The organism is Streptomyces sp. NBC_01320 (genome assembly GCF_035974375.1).
Lineage (GTDB): Bacteria > Actinomycetota > Actinomycetes > Streptomycetales > Streptomycetaceae > Streptomyces > Streptomyces yanii.
In genome coordinates this window covers 8,920,567-8,938,081 of record NZ_CP108390.1, presented here as the reverse complement: position 1 = coordinate 8,938,081, position 17,515 = coordinate 8,920,567, and the positions used below count along the sequence as shown (strand labels likewise).

Sequence of the window (17,515 nt, the reverse complement as noted above, 5' to 3'; positions counted from 1 at the left end):
AGATCCGTTACCGCTGGTTACTCGGCGGGGTGCGGGACGGTGTCCGTACCGACCGCGACGACATCGCCGATGACGATCACGGCCGGGGGCCGCACCTCTTCGGCGACGGCCCGTTCGCCGACGGTCGCGAGGGTCGCGTCGACGCGGCGCTGGGATGCCGTCGTGCCCTCCTGGACCAGGGCGACCGGGGTGTCCGGGGACTTGCCGTGGTCGATGAGGGCCTTTGCGATGGCGCCGATCTTGTCGACGGCCATCAGCAGCACGAGGGTTCCGCGCAGCTGCGCGAGCGCCGCCCAGTCGACCAGCGAGCGCTCGTCGTCGGGGGCGACATGACCGCTGACGACGGTGAACTCGTGGGCGACCCCGCGGTGGGTGACGGGGATTCCGGCTGCGCCGGGCACGGAGATCGAGCTGGAGATGCCGGGGACGACGGTGCACGGGATGCCCTCGGCGGCGAGCGCCTGCGCCTCCTCCATGCCCCGGCCGAAGACGAAGGGGTCGCCGCCCTTGAGCCGGACGACGGCCTTGCCCGCCTTGGCGTGCTCGATGAGCGCCTGGTTGATCGCCTCCTGCGCCATGAAACGGCCGTACGGGATCTTCGCCGCGTCGATCACCTCGACGTGCGGCGGCAGTTCGTCGAGCAGGTCGCGCGGGCCGAGCCGGTCGGCGATGACGACATCGGCCTCGGCGAGGAGGCGACGGCCGCGCACGGTGATCAGGTCGGGGTCGCCGGGGCCGCCACCGACCAGGGAGACACCGGGGGTGGGGCGGGTGCGGTGGTGCGGGGCGGCGAGCGTGCCGTCGCGCAGGCCCTCGACGATGGCGTCGCGGACGGCGGCGGAATGGCGCGGGTCGCGGCCCTGGGCGTCGGTGGAGAGGACAGCGACGGTGACGCCCTCGCTGCGACCGGTGGCCGGGGTCCAGGCGGTGGCCACGTCGGCGTTGTCGCTGCGCACGCACCAGGTGCGGGTGCGCTCGGCCTCGGCGGACGCGGCATCGTTCGCGGCGGCGTCGTCGGAGGCGATGAGCGCGTACCAGGTGTCGGTCAGGTCCCCGTCCTCGTACCGGCGGCGCTCCCAGCGGATCTCACCGGCGTCGGCCATCGCCTCGACGGACGGAGTCGCGGACGGCGATACGAGGGTGATGTCGGCACCCGCCGCGATGAGCGCGGGGAGGCGGCGCTGCGCGACCTGGCCGCCGCCGACGACGACGACGCGGCGCCCGCTCAGGCGCAGTCCGACGGGGTACGCGGGGTGATCGGCGTGCTCGGCCATGGCGGTGCGGGCTCCTCGTGCAATGCGGGGTGCGGGCCGCTGCGGCGGTGGAGCGGCTGTGACATGCGGTTTCGTGGGGCGTGGGTCCACGATACGGGGTGCTTCGGGGCGCGGGGAGGGACGGCGGGGCGGGTGGGGGCCCTGCGCGGGGTCCCCTGCCCGCCCCTGCCCGAAACTGTGGCTCCGCCCCGGACCCGCGCCTCCGGCACCGGCCGGGCCGAGCACGGCAGGCGCTACTTCTCGGTGACGCCTGCCGAGTCGAACGTCGCCACCTCGTGCATCGCCCGCGCCGCGCTCTGCACGATCGGGAGCGCCAGCAGCGCGCCCGTTCCTTCGCCGAGGCGAAGGTCGAGGTCGACCAGCGGGCGCAGACCCAGCTTGTTGAGCGCGGCTACGTGGCCGGGCTCGGCGCTGCGGTGGCCGGCGATGCATGCGGCAAGGGCCTCGGGTGCGATCGCCCGGGCGACCAGGGCCGCGGCGCCCGCGCTGACGCCGTCCAGGATGACGGGCGTACGGAGCGAGGCGCCGCCGAGCAGGAAGCCTGCCATCGCGGCGTGCTCCAGGCCGCCGACCGCGGCGAGTACACCGATCGGGTCGGCCGGGTCGGGCTGGTGCAGTTCGAGGGCCCGGCGGACCACGTCGACCTTGCGGGCGTGCATCTCGTCGTTGATGCCGGTGCCGCGACCGGTCACCTCGGCCGGGTCCATGCCGGTGTACACACAGATCAGCGCGGCGGACGCGGTGGTGTTGGCGATGCCCATCTCACCGGTGAGCAGACCCTTGTTGCCCGCCGCGACCAGGTCGCGGGCCGTCTCGATGCCGACCTCGATGGCCGAGAGGACCTCCTCGCGGGTGAGGGCGGGGCCGGTGGTGAAGTCGGCCGTGCCGGCGCGCACCTTGCGGGGCAGCAGGCCGGGTGTCGCGGGCAGTTCCGTGGCGACGCCGACGTCGACCACACACACTTCGGCGCCGACCTGGGACGCGAACGCGTTGCAGACCGCGCCGCCCCCGAGGAAGTTGGCGACCATCTGGCCGGTGACCTCCTGCGGCCACGCGGTGACGCCCTGGGCGTGCACCCCGTGGTCCCCGGCGAAGATCGCGACGGCCGCGGGCTCCGGGATGGGCGGCGGGCACATCCGGGAGAGGCCGGAGAGCTGTGCGGAGATGATCTCCAGCATGCCGAGCGCACCGGCCGGCTTGGTCATCCGCTTCTGGCGTTCCCAGGCCTCGCCGAGTGCCTTGGCATCCAGCGGGCGGATGTTGGAGATGGTCTCCTGCAGCAGGTCGTGCGGTTCCTCGCCGGGCAGGGCGCGGCGACCGTACGTCTCCTCGTGGACGACCCAGGACAGCGGGCGACGCTTGGACCAGCCCGCCTGCATCAGTTCGGGCTCCTCGGGGAACTCGTCGACGTAACCGACACAGAGGTACGCGACGACTTCGAGGTGCTCGGGCAGGCCCAGGGCGCGGACCATCTCACGCTCGTCGAAGAAGCTGACCCAGCCGACGCCGAGGCCCTCCGCGCGAGCGGCGAGCCACAGGTTCTCGACGGCGAGCGCCGAGGAGTACGGGGCCATCTGCGGCTGGGTGTGCCGGCCGAGCGTGTGGCGGCCGCCGCGGGTGGGGTCGGCGGTGACGACGATGTTGACCGGGGTGTCGAGGATCGCCTCGATCTTCAGTTCCTTGAACTGCTTGGCCCGGCCCTTGGGCAGCGACTTGGCGTAGGCGTCGCGCTGACGCTGCGCCAGTTCGTGCATGGACCGGCGGGTCTCCGCCGAGCGGATGACGACGAAGTCCCAGGGCTGCGAGTGGCCGACGCTGGGTGCCGTGTGCGCGGCTTCGAGGACGCGGAGCAGGACCTCGTGCGGGACGGGGTCGCTGCGGAAGCCGTTGCGGATGTCGCGGCGTTCGCGCATCACCCGGAGCACGGCTTCGCGCTCGGCGTCGTCGTAGCCGGGGGCGGGTGCGGAGGCGGGAGCCGGGGTCTGGGCGGCGGCCTCCGCGGCCTCGGGCTCTGCCGCGGCGGCGGCCTGGACCGGTTCGATGAGCTGCTGGTCCGCAACGGGCTCCGTGTCGGCCGGTTCCGTGTGCGCGGAGACCTCTGCGGGCTCGGCGGCAACTGCGGCGGGCGCGTCGGCCACGGGGGCCGTGAGGTCCGGGGTCTCGATGACCTCGGGGCCGGTTTCGGGCTCCGGTTCGGGGGCCGCCACCGTCTCGGGCGCAGCCTCGGCCACGAGGACGGGTGCGGGGGCGGGCCCCTCCGGAGCGGTGACCGGCTCGGGGGCGACGACCGGCTCGGGGGCCTCGACCGGCTCCTGGACGGCGACCGGCGCGGGGGCCGGTACTTCGACCGCTTCGACCGGATGGACGGTCCCGACGGTCTCGATGACCGGGGCGGGTGCGGGCTCGACGACGATCGCCACGCGCTCGGGTTCGGGCGCGGGCGCAACCGGCTCCGCGGCAGGCGTCGGGGCCAGATGCGGGGTCGTCGGCACCGACCCCTCCACGGGCACGAACTGGCCTGCGGACGCTGCTTCCACCGGCGTCTCCACCAAAGCGGGGGCCTCCGCGGAAGGCTCGAACGGAACCTCGGCCGCGACCGGCACGGCAACCGGCTCTGCGGCCGGTACGGCCACCGGGGCGGGCTCGACGGACTCCGGAACGACCGTTTCTGCGACGGATTCCGCGGCCACGGGCGCCGCTACCTGCTCCGGTGCGTGGGCCGCCCACGGGCTCCCGCCCTGCGGCGGGATCTCGCCGAGCTGCGGGCCCGGCAGCACAGCCGCATCGGCGCCCGGCTGGTCGAAGTACTCGGGACCGGTGGTGGGCGGTCCCGAGTGCCGTGCGGGCATCGGGGTATGCGGCGCGCCCGCGGGTCCTCGGTCGGCGAGCGAACGGACCACTCCGCCGGTCGCCGTCCCGCCGTACGACGGGGTCGACTCACCCGAGGCCGGGCCGCGGTGCAGCGGCCGGCGTACGGGGGCGGCGGCCTGCGCCACCGCAGCCTGTGCGGGAGCGGGGGCCTGGGCCGGCAGACGTACGCCATTGAGGTCGACGGCACCCGAGTCACGGCCACCGGACTCGTGCGTGCCCTGCCCGGTCTCGGTCATCGCTCCGGCCACCGCCTGCTGCACGGCGTACACCGCCGGGTCCGGCGCCTGGACCTGCACGGGTCCCTGGGCCTGCACGGCCTGCATGGCGGGCCGGCCCTGCGGCTGCGCCTGGTAGGCGGCCTGCTCGGCCATGGGCGCCTGTGCCTGCACGGCTCCGCCGTCCGTCGGCTGACCGGGGGCCGGGGCAACCTGCTGGTCGCTCCAGGCGCCCTGCGTGCTCGGCATCAGCAGAAGGTCGTCGTCCTCGGGCGCATGCTCGGAGGGGTCGAGGAAGGTGTACGCACCCGGGGCGGGGATGCCCGGTTGCTCCACCATGCCTGCGTTCTCCGGCAGTCCCTCGCCCGGGATCTGGCCGGTGTCACTCATGCGTACCCCTCGCCCATCGTCAGTGCTCCTTCGGCCCTTCGCCCGGGACGCCCGAACACGGCACGCCGGTGCTCGTCATGAAGAACGAGCGGGCTCGCCGCGCGGCACGAATCGGACGCGGACGTACAACATTCTCGCGGCCGTTCGCCGCCGCGGCAGGTAGTTCTGCCACGGCTCGCTGTGGGCTGCGCCACGTTGCGCGTCCCCCGGGGTTTGCCGTACCACAACGAGGTCCAAAACGGTCCCCTTTTCCGGACATTGACGAACGAACCGACGAACGTCCAGGTGCGGTGCAACGATCGGCCAGCCTACCTCGCGCAGTACGCCGACCGGGTCACGGGGCGAGGTCCGATCGCACGGCCGAGAGCAGAAACACGACCGAGCGTTCGCGCTCCGCCCATGCGGACGTGTCGAGTTCGACGGACTGGAGGAGTGCGCACTCGACCGTGTAACCGTTCCCGCTGAGTGCGGCGCCGAGCGCTTCCGCCTCGTCGCGGGTCGAGGCGTGGGTGACGATCCGTTCGGGCCGACGGTCGGCGACGGCGGTGACGACGGGGACGCCGCCGCCCCCGATCCGTACGACATCCGGCTCGGGCAGCCGCTCCAGCACATGGGGTGCGCGGCCCTGGACGACCTGGAGCTGTACACCGAAGGCGCGGGCAGCGGCAGCCGTTCGGGCGCAGGCGTCCGGGTCGCTGTCGACCGCAAGGACCGCCGCGCCGAACCGCGCCGCCTCCACGGAGAGGGCGCCACTGCCGGAGCCGATGTCCCAGACGAGGTCGCCGGTACGCGGGCCGAGGCGGGCGAGTTGAGCGGCGCGCAGCCCCGGGGTTTCGCCCTCGGGGTCGGTGGCGCTGTCCGGGTAGGCGTCGGAGGGCAGTGCCCAGCCCCGTACGCCGTGGGGGTGGCGGCCCGAGATCCAGGCACCGGTGGTCTGCTGTTCGGGTCCGCCGCCGATGACGATCACCACGTTCGGGTCGCGCCAGACGTGGTCGGCGGCCTTGTCGGAAGTCAGGACGGTGACCTGTTCGCGTGCGGTGCCGAGTTCCTCGCAGATGACGAAGGTGCGGTGGACGCCGTCGAGGAGCAGGGCGAGTTCGGCGGGTCCCGCGCCGGGCGAGGTGAGGACGGCGACCTTGTGGTGGGCGCGGCAGACGTTGACGGCGCGGCGCAGGGTGCGGGGGTGGGCGACGACGATCTGGGCGTCCTCCCAGGGCATCCCGGCGCGGGCGAACGCGGTGGCCACGGCCGACACGGCGGGCACGACTTCGACTTCCAGGCCGTGTTCGGGTGCGCGGAGGTTGCGTACGACCCCGAAGAAGCCCGGGTCGCCGTCGGCGAGGACCACGGCGGTACCGCGGTGGCCGGCGATCCTGCGGGCGGCCAGGTCGATGGAGCCGAGGCGGATCCGTTCGGCTGCTGCCGGAACTTCGGGGAGAGCGAGGTGGTGGGCGGCGCCCGCGACGAGGGTGGCGGCCGAGAGCGCGGCCGTGGCCACTGCGGTCAATGGCGAGCCGTCCCAGCCGATCACCGTGACCCGGTCGGCCATCTGTCGTCAGTCTCCTGGAGTTGTCGCAGGTGGGCTGCCCACGAGAGGGCGGGCAGGGTGAGACTATCCGGTCCCCGACCGGTCCGTACCGGTGCGGTCCCCTGCGTCAGTTCCAGTCGTTGTAGGTGCCGTAGCCGCCGGCGTCGGCCAGCTGCTCGGCGACTCCGTCGAGGTCCTCGGGAAGCAGGCCCCAGACGATCAGGTCGGTCCTGATGTCGGTCCAGCCGCCGCCCTCGGTCTGAGTGCGCGCTATCCGGGCGTTGCGCAGGACGCCCTCGCTGATGCAGCCGAGCTTCTGGGCGACCTGCTGGGATGCGGTGTTGTCGGCGGCGGTGCGCAGTTCGATGCGTTCGAAGCCCTGGTCGCGGAAGAGCCACTGGGCGACGGCGAGGACCGACTCGGTGGCGTATCCCTCGCCGCGGGCCCAGGGGGCTGTGATGTAGGCGGCCTCGGTGGCGAGGGTGCGCCAGTCGGTGTTCCGCAGCCGGACCGAGCCGACGAGACGCTGGGTGAGGAATTCGGTGACGGCGAAGACGATGCCGTCGCCGCCCGTTCGCTGTGCAGGAGCGATCCTGCGGACCCAGCGTTCGGCGTCGACCTGGGTGTAGGGGTGGGGCGCCTCGGTCCAGGCGGTGACGAGTTCGTCGTTCATCATCTCGACGTACGCGGGAACGTCGGCCATGTCGAAGGGGCGCAGCACCAACCGATCCGTGCTGATGGAGATGGACGGAAAGGTGGAAGTCATGCGCAGCTCCATGCCGAAGACCGTGTAAAGGCACAGCATGCAGCATGGGACGGACCTTGCGCATGGCCGGGTCCGCACGGCGGAGCCCCGCGCACCCCGGTGGGGTGCGCGGGGCTCGGCCACGCAGGTGCGGTACGGGCGTCAGGAGTTGCCGAGGGCACCGAAGGCGGGGATGACCGAGCCCTGGTAGGTGTCCTCGATGAACTTCTTGACCTCGTCGGAGTGGAGGAGCTTCACGAGCTTCTGGACGCGGGCGTCCTTCTCGTTGCCCTGCTTCACGGCGAGGATGTTGGCGTACGGGTTGCCGTCCGCCTTCTCCAGCACGAGGGCGTCCTTGGCGGGCTTGAGCTTGGCCTCGATGGCGTAGTTGCCGTTGATGACGGCGGCGTCGACATCGTTCAGGGCGCGGGGGACGGTTGCGGCCTCCAGCTCCTTGAACTCCAGGCCCTTCTTGTCCGTGATGTCACTGATCTTGGCGTTGGTGCCGACGCCGTCCTTGACGGTGATCAGGCCGTTCGCGGCGAGGAGCTGGAGGGCGCGGCCCTCGTTGGTGGTGTCGTTCGGTACGGCGATGGTCTGGCCGGCCTTGATGTCCTTCAGGTCCTTGACCTTGTTGGAGTAGAGGCCGAGCGGCTCCAGGTGCACGTTGGCGACCGCGACGATGTGGGTGTTGTTCTTCTTGTTGAAGTCGTCGAGGTACGGCTGGTGCTGGAAGAAGTTGGCGTCGACCTGACCGTTCTCGGTGGCGGTGTTCGGCAGGACGTAGTCCGTGAACTCCTTGACCTCGAGCTTGAGGCCCGCCTTGGCCGCCAGGTTCTTCTTGACGAAGTTCAGGATGTCGGCGTGCGGCGTCGGGGACGCCGCGACGACGAGCGCCTTGGAGGTATCGGCCTTCGCGCCGGTCTCACTCTTGGAGGCCGGGTCGGACGACGTACCGCAGGCGGTGAGGCCGAAGGCGAGGGCGGCGGTGGCGGCGGCAGCTGCGGTGATCTTGATGTTCTTACGCACGAAAAGTGCCTCTTTCTGGTGGTGAGGGTGGTGCGCCCGGACAAGGAGTTCGGGCCTGTGAGCGGAGAGAAAGTCTCAGGAGGCGGTGTGGCCACGCCGGGCCAGCAGGCGTACGGCGATGTCGCCGATCAGCTGGACCGCGGTCACGATGACGACGAGCAGCGCGACGGTGATGAGCATGAACCGGTTGTCGAAGCGCTGGAATCCGTAGGTGACGGCCTTGGAGCCGAGTCCTTCGCCACCGACCGCGCCGGCCATCGCGGAGTACCCGATGAGCACGATGACGGTGGTGGTGATCCCGGAGACGAGCGACGGCAGGGCCTGCGGCAGCAGCACCTTGCGGACGATCGTCGGGATGGATCCGCCCATCGACTGGACGGCCTCGACGAGCCCGTGGTCGACCTCGCGGATCGATGTCTCGACGAGCCGGGCGAAGAACGGGATGGCGCCGACGGCGAGCGGCACGATCATCGCGGTCGGCCCGATGAAGGTGCCGACGACCCAGGTGGTGAAGGGGATCAGGGCGATCAGCAGGATGATGAACGGCAGCGAGCGGCCGATGTTCACGATCACGCCGATGACCTTGTTCACCACGGTGTTCCGGAGCAGTCCGCCCTTGTCGGTGAGGACCAGCAGCACGCCGAGGGGCAGTCCGACGAGGACGGTGACGAGCACGGACCACAGCACCATGTAGAGGGTGTCGACGGTTCCCTGGGACAGCAGCGGCTGCATTTCGGACCAGGTCACTTGGCCACCTCCTTGGCGAGCGGGGTCTGGGTGAGCGGGGCGGGAGTCTGTACGGGGATGCCGGCGGCGGCCGTGTCCACGACCTCGGCCTGCAGGCCCTGCTCGCGCAGGAAGCCGATGGGTACGACGTTCTCCTCGAAGCGGCCGGGCAGCTCGATCCGCATCCGGCCGATCTGCTTGCCGCCGACGGTGTCCATCGCGGCGCCCAGGATCGAGATGTCGATGTTGTACGTACGGGAGAGCTGGGAGATCACCGGCTGGGACGCCGCCTCGCCGTGGAAGGTGACGTCGACGACCGTGCGGTCGGGGCCGGAGGCCGTACCGCCGACCGGGAACAGCTCGTGTGCCAGTTCGGAGCCGGGGGTGGCGAGCAGTTCACCGACGGTGCCGGACTCGACGATGCGTCCCTTCTGCATGAGCGCGGCCGAGTCGCAGATCGTCTTGACGACGTCCATCTCGTGCGTGATCAGCAGGACGGTCAGGCCGAGCTGCTGGTTGAGGTCGCGCAGCAGCTGCAGGATGGAGCGGGTGGTCTCGGGGTCGAGGGCGGAGGTCGCCTCGTCGGAGAGCAGCACCTTGGGATCCCCGGCGAGGGCGCGGGCGATGCCGACGCGCTGCTTCTGACCGCCGGAGAGCTGGCCGGGGTACGCCTTCGCCTTGTCGGCGAGGCCGACCAGGTCGAGGAGTTCGAGGGCCTTGCGGGTGCGCTCCCGGCCCTGGACGCCCAGGATCTCGAGCGGCAGCTCGATGTTGTCCTGGACATTGCGCGAGGCCAGCAGGTTGAAGTGCTGGAAGACCATGCCGATGCGGCTGCGCGCCTGGCGCAGCTCCTTGCCGGCCCGGCGGCCCCGGCCCGCGAGGGCGGTAAGGTCCTGGCCGCCCACGGTCACGGTGCCGGAGGTGGGGCGTTCGAGCAGGTTGATGCAGCGGATCAGGGAGGATTTGCCGGCGCCGCTCTGTCCGATGACGCCGTACACCTCGCCCTCGCGGACGTGCAGGTCGACGCCGTCCAGGGCGGTGACCTCACGGCCGCGCGACTCGTAGACCTTCGTGAGGCCCGTAGTGGTGATCACAGGGTTTCCGTCACTGTCGAGTGCACGGCGCGGTGTCCGCCGGGCACGGGGCGTTCGTCTGATGAGACTGTCCGGACTCGGATGTTCGGGCCGGTGGGTCTCGGCAGGCTGCGGGCGGCGGGTGACCGGGGGCAGCGCATGCGGGGGCAGGCTCGCTCCGCTGGGTGCGGACGGCAGGCTCGGTCTCGCTTCGGGGCGCGAGGCTCAGGCGGGGGCCCTCAGAAGGCGCGCATTCGACACATACAACGGGCACCGGGCGTGGTGATCGCCTCGGTCGCAAGGATGCGGCTGCTCGTCGTGGTCATGGGGCAAGTAAAACAGACGTCCCGTTCCACCGAGCCCGCCTGTCCGAATAGCGGACACTCCTGGTCAGTCCATGGACCGGCGCACCGGGCAGCCGTGATCCCGGTGAAACCCTCCGTGACCTGCACCGATACGGCGGCGGAACAGTGCGGCCGCATCTGCGGGCGGCCCGGACCGGTCGTGCGTTGTGGCCAAGGCCACGGCCCTGATCCCTGCAGCCGGAAGCAGCGCCCGGGCGCGGATCTGCACGCGCATCCGCACCGGCCGACCCGGGCCCGGGGGCGCACGCGGGACGCCGTCCGGTCCGTAATACCCTCGCCTCATGCTTGTCGCCCTGACGGTCGCGGTCGCCGTGGCCGCGCTCACCCTCGCCGCCTGGTGCGGTTTCGCCGCCTACCGGGACCAGCCGACCAAGGACTGGCACTTCATCGGAATGGCCGTGGTGTCGCTGCTGGCGCTGGCCCAGTTGGTGGTGGGGATCGTGCTGCTGGCCCGGGGCGAGCGGCCGGAGCAGGGCATGACGATCTTCATCTGTTACCTGATCGGCGCCTTCGCGGCCGTGCCCGCAGCGGGTTTCCTGTCGCTGACCGAGCGGACCCGGTGGGGATCGGTGACGGTGGCGGCGGGCGCGGTCGTACTGGCCGTCCTGGAAGTACGGCTCTACGACATCTGGGGAAGCTGACGTGACCGACACCGATCGCCGCTCCGCCGGCGAGAAGACCGGCTTCCAGCTGGGCACCGGACCGGGCCGCGTACTGGTCTGGTTCTACGGGGTGTTCACCGTGGCCGCCGCCTCCCGCGCGATCGTCCAGATGATCCTGGACTTCGGCAGGGCGCCGCTCGCCTATGTGCTGTCGGCCGTCGCCGCGCTGGTGTACGGCTTCATCACGTACTCGCTGGTGCGCGGCGGCGAGAAGGCGCGCAGGACGGCGCTGGTGTGCTGCGCCGCCGAGCTCGCGGGCGTGCTGATCGTGGGTACGTGGACGCTGGTCGAGCCGTCCGCCTTCGCGGACGCCACCGTCTGGTCGTACCTCGGCAGGGACTACCTGTTCATCCCGGTGATCCTGCCGGTCACCGGGATGATCTGGCTGCGTCGCGCGAAGAACGCGTAACGCCCGCATCCCTGGGATCCCTGGCGCCCCTCCCGGCAAGCCCTGATGGCTCCTTCCCCAAGCTCTCCACTCCGTTCGAGCAGGGGAAGACCCCGTCCAAGGACTTCCGGCCGCCGTGCGATCACACGCACCGGACGACGCTCCTGATGGGGCAGACAATGCCGGTCACGGCACTAGGCGCTGGCGACGTAGGCCTGCTCGGCGACGTCCTTCTCCAGAAGGATCAGCCGGACACCGTCCTGACCGGTGGCGCTGCCCACAGGGGCGTAACCCGCTCGCCGGTAGAGCCGCAGATTGGTCTCGCTGCGGTGCCCGGTGTGCAGCCGGAACCGAGTGGCCGACCGCTGGTCGGCGAGTGCGGACTCCGCGGCGTTCAGCAGCCGGGCGCCGAGCCCGTGCCCCTGGAGCCGGGGGTGCACACAGAGTTTGCCTATCTCTCCGGTGCCGTCCGGATCGGTGGATCCGCGTACCGAACCGACGACTTCGTCACCGAGCCGTGCAACGAACACCAGGTTCGCGGTCACTTCGTCACGGACCGAGTCGAGGGTCTGCACCAGCGGGTCGATGCGGTAATTCCCGTAGAGCTCCGCCTCGCCCTGAAAACAGAGGTACTGGAGCTTCAGTATCTGTTCGGCGTCCTCCGCGGTCGCCGCCGAGATGATCACACTCATGCCCATGTGTGCATGCCTCCCGCTCACCTGGTCCACCGGTTGTCCCCTGCTCCTATCCCCGCAGTTCAGGAACGACAACCTCCGCCGCGAGCATTCTGCGCAGACATCCAAGGCATCGGGAACGGATCGGCCCCAAACTGCCTTGTGACATACCCAACTTCCCTGCGATTTCCTTGTACGTGGAATCGGTCGGGGCGAGCATCGCCGCCAGCAGGCTCGCACACCGTCCGGGCAGCCGCTCCACCGCGGCGTGCAGCGCACGGCGTTCGTCGGCGTCGACCGCGGACCGCTCGGGGCAGTCGGCCGGATCCGGGATGGTCCCATCGGCGTACGGACGTTCGCGCCGCGCGGTACGGCGGGCGCGGCGCGCCTCCTCCCGTACGGTGTCGCGGACCCAGCGGGCCGGGTCGGCCGGCGGTGTCCGGTCCGCGAGCAGCTCCAGCAGCCGCAGCCAGACGGTCTGTTCGAGATCGGCGGGTTCGACGGCCGCGCCCACTGCCGCGCAGCCGGCCTCGGCCGTCGCCTCGGCGCTGACGAGAGGGTACAGGGCGCGCACGGCGGCGGGGGCGTCTGCGGGAAGCCTCATGCCTCACCCGACGTGCCGCCGCGGACGGGCGGTTGCCGTCCGCGGGGCGCATCACCCGACCGGGGCATGACCGGCCGGGTGCTGACGCGGGGCGATATGTCAGTTCTTCGTGAAGTCCTCGGCGGCGAGCAGGGCGGTGTCCGGGTTGTCGGAGAAGATCCCGTCGATACCGGTCGCGAAGTACGTCCGGAACGCACCGAAGGCGTCGCCGTACGCGTTGGGGTCGGTGCCGCGACGGAAGTCGGCGGGCAGGAAGGAGTTCTCGTTGCGCATCGTGTACGGGTGCAGGATCAGGCCCTGCTCGTGCGCGTCCCGCACGAGGCGGGTCGGCGTGGTGAGCCGGCCCGACGCGTCCTTGGGAATGATCAGGTCCAGCGTGGGGCCTATGCCCTGTGCGAAGGACGCCATCCACTTCAGCCCCGTGGGGGTCACGAGGTCGTCGACCGTGCGCGGGTCGCCGGTCGCGACGAAGTCCCAGGGCCGCGATCCGGCGCCGGAGAGCAGGACGACGCGCGGGGAGGCGACGAGCTTCGACAGCCGCTGGATGCTGCTGGGTTCGAAGGACTGGAGGATCACCGGCGACTGCGCGCGGTGGCGGTTGTAGCGGCGCAGCAGCTTGGCGAGCGGCTCCTCCAGCCCGAGCCCGAGGCCGCGGAAGTAGGTGGGGTGCTTGGTCTCGACGTACAGCCAGATCTGCTTGCCGCGCTTGCGGCCCTCGCGGTCGGCCCACTGGAGCACCTCTTCGAAGGTGGGGACCTCCCAGCGACCGTCGTAGAGGGTGTTCTTCTGGCGGTTGCCCGGGATGCGCTCCTTGGCACGCAGCGTCTTCAGCTCGGCGAGGGTGAAGTCCTCGGTGAACCAGCCGGTCAGGGAGACCCCGTCGACCTTCTTGGTGGTCCTGCGGCCGGCGAATTCGGGGTGCGCCGATACATCGGTCGTGGCGGTGATGTCGTTCTCGTGACGGCAGACGAGATGGCCGTCCTTGGTGGGGACCAGGTCCTGCTCGATGATGTGCGCGCCCATGTCGAGGGCCAGCTGGTACGAGCCGAGGGTGTGCTCCGGTCGGTAGCCACTCGTGCCGCGGTGACCGATGACGGTCGGCACGGGAAGGTCCAGCCGGCTGCCGTGGTCGCCGCCTTGGCCTCCGGACCGCTCGGCGGCGTCCGCCGTGCCGGGAAGTCCGAGCGCGGCCGTGCCGAGTACGGCCGCTCCCGCTCCCAGGACGGTCCGACGACCGGGGTTCGCCTGCGCACGCTCTGTCATGAATGCTCCCTCGCATGTGATGTGTGGCACCGTCGAGCGAGGCCCGATCGTAGGCAGCCACACCGTCCGGACGGCAGCTCATGGACGAACATGGCGGAAACACACGTCAACACTGCGTGTCGACTCGATGAACCCGATGTGCGATCAGCGAGTACCCGCGAGTATCGTCCTCACCTGCATGGACCGTCACGATCCCGCGCCTCGGCCGGCCACTACACCGGAGGAACCGTTGTCCCGACACGCACTCATCAAGGCAGTGCTCGGACCGATCTTGCGCCTGATGTTCCGCCCCCAGGTGGAGGGCGTGGAGAACATTCCGGGCGACGGTCCGGTGATCCTCGCGGGCAACCATCTGACGTTCATCGATTCGATGATCATGCCGATCTGCTGCGATCGGCCGGTGTTCTACATCGGCAAGGACGAGTACGTGACGGGCAAGGGCCTCAAGGGCCGGCTGATGGCCTGGTTCTTCACCGGCTGCGGCATGATCCCGGTGGACCGGGACGGCGGACGCGGTGGTGTCGCGGCGCTGATGACGGGCCGTCGGGTGCTGGAGGAGGGCAAGGCGTTCGCCATCTACCCGGAGGGCACCCGCTCCCCCGACGGCCGCCTCTACCGCGGTCGTACGGGCATCGCCCGGCTGACGCTGATGACGGGCGCGCCGGTGGTGCCGTTCGCGATGATCGGCACGGACAAGCTGCAGCCCGGTGGTGCCGGTCTGCCCCGTCCCGGCAAGGTGACGGTCCGCTTCGGCGAGCAGATGGAGTTCTCCCGGTACGAGGGCATGGACCGCGACCGCTATGTCCTGCGGGCGGTGACGGACTCCGTGATGGCCGAGGTGATGCGGCTGTCGGGCCAGGAGTACGTCGACATGTATGCGACGAAGGCGAAGGCCGCCTGATCGGACTTGTGGAAGGGCCCGTGCCGCATTCGGCGGTACGGGCCCTTCCGTATTTCTGGACAACCCGAATGGCCGCAGAAGGACAGGGCCAGGACGCCGCTAAGACGCCGCTAAGGATGTTCGATCTCCTCCTCCAGCGCCTGGCCGCGCAGCAGGAACCAGGAGGCGACGGCCGTCGCCAGCAGAACCACAGCGCCGACGCCCGCGGCGATGTGCAGCCCGTCGACGAACGAGGCCTGCGCCGCGGAGACCAGGGCGTCCCCCTGCGCCTCCGGCAGGCCGTGGGCCGCTTCGACCGCGCCGCCCAGTGACTCGTGGGCGGCCGCGGCGGTCTCGGCCGGGACGCCGTTCGGGGTGACGAAGTCCTGGTAGACGCCGGTGACGATGGAGCCGAGCAGAGCGATACCCAGGGCCGCGCCGAGCTCGTACGCCGTCTCGGAGACCGCGGACGCGGAGCCCGCGTGCTCCTTCGGAACGCTGGAGAGGATCACGTCCGAGGTCACGGTGAAGGCGAAGCCCGCGCCGATGCCGACAACCAGCAGCAGCAGACCGATCAGCGGATAGCCGGTCTCCTGGTGGACGAAGGTGACGGCGGCGAGTGCGACGCCGACCGCCGCCAGTCCGGCGGAGACCACGGACCGGACCGAGAAGCGGCGGGCGGTCATGCCTGCGATCAGACCGCAGGCAACCGCGCCGACGGCCGCGGGCAGTTCGGCGAGCCCGGCCTCCAGCGGTCCGCGTCCCTGGACCAGTTGCAGGAACTGGGAGAGGAAGAAGACGAGCCCGGACAGGCCGAGGATGGTGAGCAGGTCGGCGAGGACCGCGCCCGAGAAGCCCCGGTGGTGGAAGAGCCGCATGTCCAGCAGCGGCTCGGGGAGCTTCAGCTGCCTGCGGACGAACCAGTACAGTGCGCCCGCACCGCCGATACCGGAGACCGCGACCTCCCAGCTCGCCCCGTGCGCGGCCAGCTCCTTGATCGCGTACACGACACCGATCATGCCGATCAGGGAGAGCGCGACACTGACCAGGTCCCAGGGGCCGGGCGCCGGGTTCTTCGACTCCGGAATCATGCGGATGCCGACGACCACGAGGACCACCATCACGGGCAGATTGATCAGGAAGACCGAACCCCACCAGAAGTGCTGGAGCAGGAATCCTCCGACGACGGGACCCACGGCCGCGCCTGCCGACGCCATGGCCCCCCAGATACCGATGGCGAAGCTGCGCTCGCGCGGGTCGTTGAAGAGGTTGCGGATCAGGGCGAGGGTGGACGGCATCAGGGTGGCGCCGGCGACCCCGAGCAGCGCCCGCGCCAGGATCATCATCTCGGGGCTGCTCGCGTACGCGTTCAGTACGGAGACCGCACCGAACGCGGTGGCGCCGCTCAGCAGCAGCTTCTTGCGGCCGATGCGGTCACCGAGACTGCCCATGGAGACCAGGAGTCCGGCGATGACGAACGAGTAGACATCGCCGATCCAGAGGAGCTGGGTGCCGGTCGGCTGGAGATCCTCGGTGAGGAACGGTGTCGCCAGACCGAGGACCGTGGCGTCGACGGCCACCAGCAGCACGGCGAGGACGAGGACGGCCAGCGCGATCCACCGCCCGGGTCGGCGCAGTTCGTCCGACGTCTCCGTGTGCTGGTCGATGCTGGTCATTGCTCCACGCTCCGGCGTGCTCCGCCGAGCAGCAACTCGACGATCATGTACTGGAAGTCCTGTCCGGCAACCCGGCCCACCTGGACAGCCCAGGCACCGGTGGAGACGAGTCCGTAGAGGGCCTCGGTCAGCCAGGCCGGAGTCAGGTCGATCCTGAACTCGCCGCGCTCCTGGCCGCGCCGGAAGAAGGCGGAGACCCTTGCGTCCGTCCGGTTCCAGCCCTCGTTCACCTCCTCGCCCTCGAAGAGCTGGTTCTCCGTGACGAGGAAGGACAGCAGTCCGGCGCTCGGTTCAAAGGCCGCGATCAGCCGCCGCAGCGCCTCCTCCGAGGTTCCCTTGTCGAGCTCAGCGGCGTCCAGGGCCGCTTCGAACTCCTGGATCCCCAAGTTCTCCAATGCTCTGACCAGGGCGTCCCGTCCGGCGAAGTGCCGATGCAGGGTGGCGCGCCCGATGCCCGCCGCCCGGGCGACCTCGTCCATGGTGGCGGTCGATTTACGGGTCAGCAGAGCGGCGGCGCTGCGCAACACCTGCTCACGGTCAAGAGTCATGAGACAACACTAACTCATATGAGACAAGAATGTCTCATTGAATAATGTGTCGCCCCTCGCTGCCAGGTGGCGGGACCATGGCGCCATGAAGCCGCTGCTGCTGATCGACATCGACGGTCCGCTCAATCCGTACGCGGCACTGTCACGCCGTCACACCCCCGACGGATACACGAGACACCGGATGCGGCCGACGGGGTGGACCGAGGGACCCGCGCTGCCCGTCCTGCTCAACCCGGCGCACGGGGCGGAGCTGCTGGCGCTCGCCGACCGGTACACCCTGGTCTGGGCGACAACCTGGGAGGACGAGGCCAACGAGTGGATCGGCCCGCATCTCGGACTGCCGCCGCTGCCGTACATCGACTGGCCGGCGATGCACGGCAGCGCGCCGGACGGGACGCTCTGGAAGACGCAGTACGTCGTGGAGTACGCGGCCGGGCGGCCGTTCGCGTGGGTCGACGACGAGATAACCGAGCGGGACCGGGCGTGGATCGCCCGACAGGGGCCGGGCCGGTCGCTGCTACTCCGGATCGATCCGCGGATCGGGCTCGAGCGCGCCGACTTCGACGCACTCGCCGAGTGGGCGGCGGGCCGGGACGAGAACTGA

16 protein-coding genes are annotated in these 17,515 nt (G+C 70.7%); 4 read left to right on the top strand and 12 right to left on the bottom strand.

The features are described from left to right. Positions 1–17: 17 nt before the first annotated feature. From cobA to OG395_RS40590, 7 genes are all read right to left on the bottom strand, one after another. A complete protein-coding gene (gene cobA / locus OG395_RS40620) occupies positions 18–1,274 on the bottom strand; it encodes a uroporphyrinogen-III C-methyltransferase (RefSeq protein WP_327247386.1) in 1,257 nt (418 codons plus the stop codon). A gap of 233 nt (positions 1,275–1,507) precedes the next feature. After that, a complete protein-coding gene (gene cobT, locus OG395_RS40615) occupies positions 1,508–4,750 on the bottom strand; it encodes a nicotinate-nucleotide--dimethylbenzimidazole phosphoribosyltransferase (RefSeq protein ID WP_327247385.1) in 3,243 nt (1,080 codons plus the stop codon). A 334-nt stretch (positions 4,751–5,084) separates the two neighbouring features. Further along, positions 5,085–6,299 (bottom strand): precorrin-6y C5,15-methyltransferase (decarboxylating) subunit CbiE, encoded by a 1,215-nt coding sequence (cbiE, locus tag OG395_RS40610; RefSeq protein ID WP_327247384.1) that lies wholly within the window; start codon positions 6,297–6,299, stop codon positions 5,085–5,087. Between the two features lie 106 nt (positions 6,300–6,405). Beyond that, positions 6,406–7,083: a GNAT family N-acetyltransferase gene (locus tag OG395_RS40605; RefSeq protein WP_327247383.1), complete on the bottom strand. Its 678-nt coding sequence runs from the start codon at positions 7,081–7,083 to the stop codon at positions 6,406–6,408. Positions 7,084–7,185: 102 nt separating this feature from the next. Further along, positions 7,186–8,052: a MetQ/NlpA family ABC transporter substrate-binding protein gene (locus OG395_RS40600; RefSeq protein ID WP_266987832.1), complete on the bottom strand. Its 867-nt coding sequence runs from the start codon at positions 8,050–8,052 to the stop codon at positions 7,186–7,188. A gap of 75 nt (positions 8,053–8,127) precedes the next feature. Next, on the bottom strand, positions 8,128–8,799 hold the full coding sequence (locus OG395_RS40595) for a methionine ABC transporter permease (protein WP_327247382.1): 672 nt from the start codon (positions 8,797–8,799) through the stop codon (positions 8,128–8,130). Continuing rightward, positions 8,796–9,872, bottom strand: coding sequence for a methionine ABC transporter ATP-binding protein (locus OG395_RS40590; protein WP_327247381.1), 1,077 nt, complete (start codon positions 9,870–9,872; stop codon positions 8,796–8,798). The genes OG395_RS40595 and OG395_RS40590 overlap by 4 nt, the downstream gene beginning before the upstream one ends. A 625-nt stretch (positions 9,873–10,497) precedes the next feature. Between OG395_RS40590 and OG395_RS40585 the strand changes: the two genes are divergently transcribed. Continuing rightward, positions 10,498–10,857, top strand: a complete 360-nt coding sequence (locus tag OG395_RS40585) for a hypothetical protein (RefSeq protein ID WP_327247380.1) — start codon at positions 10,498–10,500, stop codon at positions 10,855–10,857. A 1-nt stretch (position 10,858) separates the two neighbouring features. After that, positions 10,859–11,287, top strand: a complete 429-nt coding sequence (locus OG395_RS40580) for a hypothetical protein (protein WP_327247379.1) — start codon at positions 10,859–10,861, stop codon at positions 11,285–11,287. 173 nt (positions 11,288–11,460) lie between these two features. Here the strand turns inward: OG395_RS40580 and OG395_RS40575 are convergent, their stop codons facing one another. The 3 genes from OG395_RS40575 to OG395_RS40565 form a co-directional block, all read right to left on the bottom strand. Beyond that, the gene (locus OG395_RS40575) at positions 11,461–11,964 is read right to left on the bottom strand and encodes a GNAT family N-acetyltransferase (protein WP_327247378.1); all 504 of its coding nucleotides are present in this window, start codon (positions 11,962–11,964) and stop codon (positions 11,461–11,463) included. A gap of 46 nt (positions 11,965–12,010) precedes the next feature. After that, positions 12,011–12,544 (bottom strand): sigma-70 family RNA polymerase sigma factor, encoded by a 534-nt coding sequence (locus tag OG395_RS40570; protein ID WP_327247377.1) that lies wholly within the window; start codon positions 12,542–12,544, stop codon positions 12,011–12,013. A 99-nt stretch (positions 12,545–12,643) separates the two neighbouring features. Next, positions 12,644–13,807 (bottom strand): glycerophosphodiester phosphodiesterase, encoded by a 1,164-nt coding sequence (locus OG395_RS40565; protein ID WP_327247376.1) that lies wholly within the window; start codon positions 13,805–13,807, stop codon positions 12,644–12,646. A 229-nt stretch (positions 13,808–14,036) separates the two neighbouring features. Here OG395_RS40565 and OG395_RS40560 point away from each other — a divergent pair, with 229 nt between their 5' ends. Then, positions 14,037–14,708, top strand: coding sequence for a lysophospholipid acyltransferase family protein (locus OG395_RS40560; protein ID WP_266987816.1), 672 nt, complete (start codon positions 14,037–14,039; stop codon positions 14,706–14,708). A gap of 110 nt (positions 14,709–14,818) precedes the next feature. On the opposite strand, the gene OG395_RS40555 is transcribed toward OG395_RS40560, so the two are convergent. Next, positions 14,819–16,363, bottom strand: coding sequence for an MFS transporter (locus OG395_RS40555; RefSeq protein ID WP_327247375.1), 1,545 nt, complete (start codon positions 16,361–16,363; stop codon positions 14,819–14,821). Beyond that, positions 16,360–16,911, bottom strand: a complete 552-nt coding sequence (locus OG395_RS40550) for a TetR/AcrR family transcriptional regulator (protein ID WP_327247374.1) — start codon at positions 16,909–16,911, stop codon at positions 16,360–16,362. Before OG395_RS40550 ends, OG395_RS40555 begins: the two co-directional genes overlap by 4 nt. An 85-nt stretch (positions 16,912–16,996) precedes the next feature. Here OG395_RS40550 and OG395_RS40545 point away from each other — a divergent pair, with 85 nt between their 5' ends. Then, positions 16,997–17,515, top strand: coding sequence for an HAD domain-containing protein (locus OG395_RS40545; RefSeq protein WP_327247373.1), 519 nt, complete (start codon positions 16,997–16,999; stop codon positions 17,513–17,515).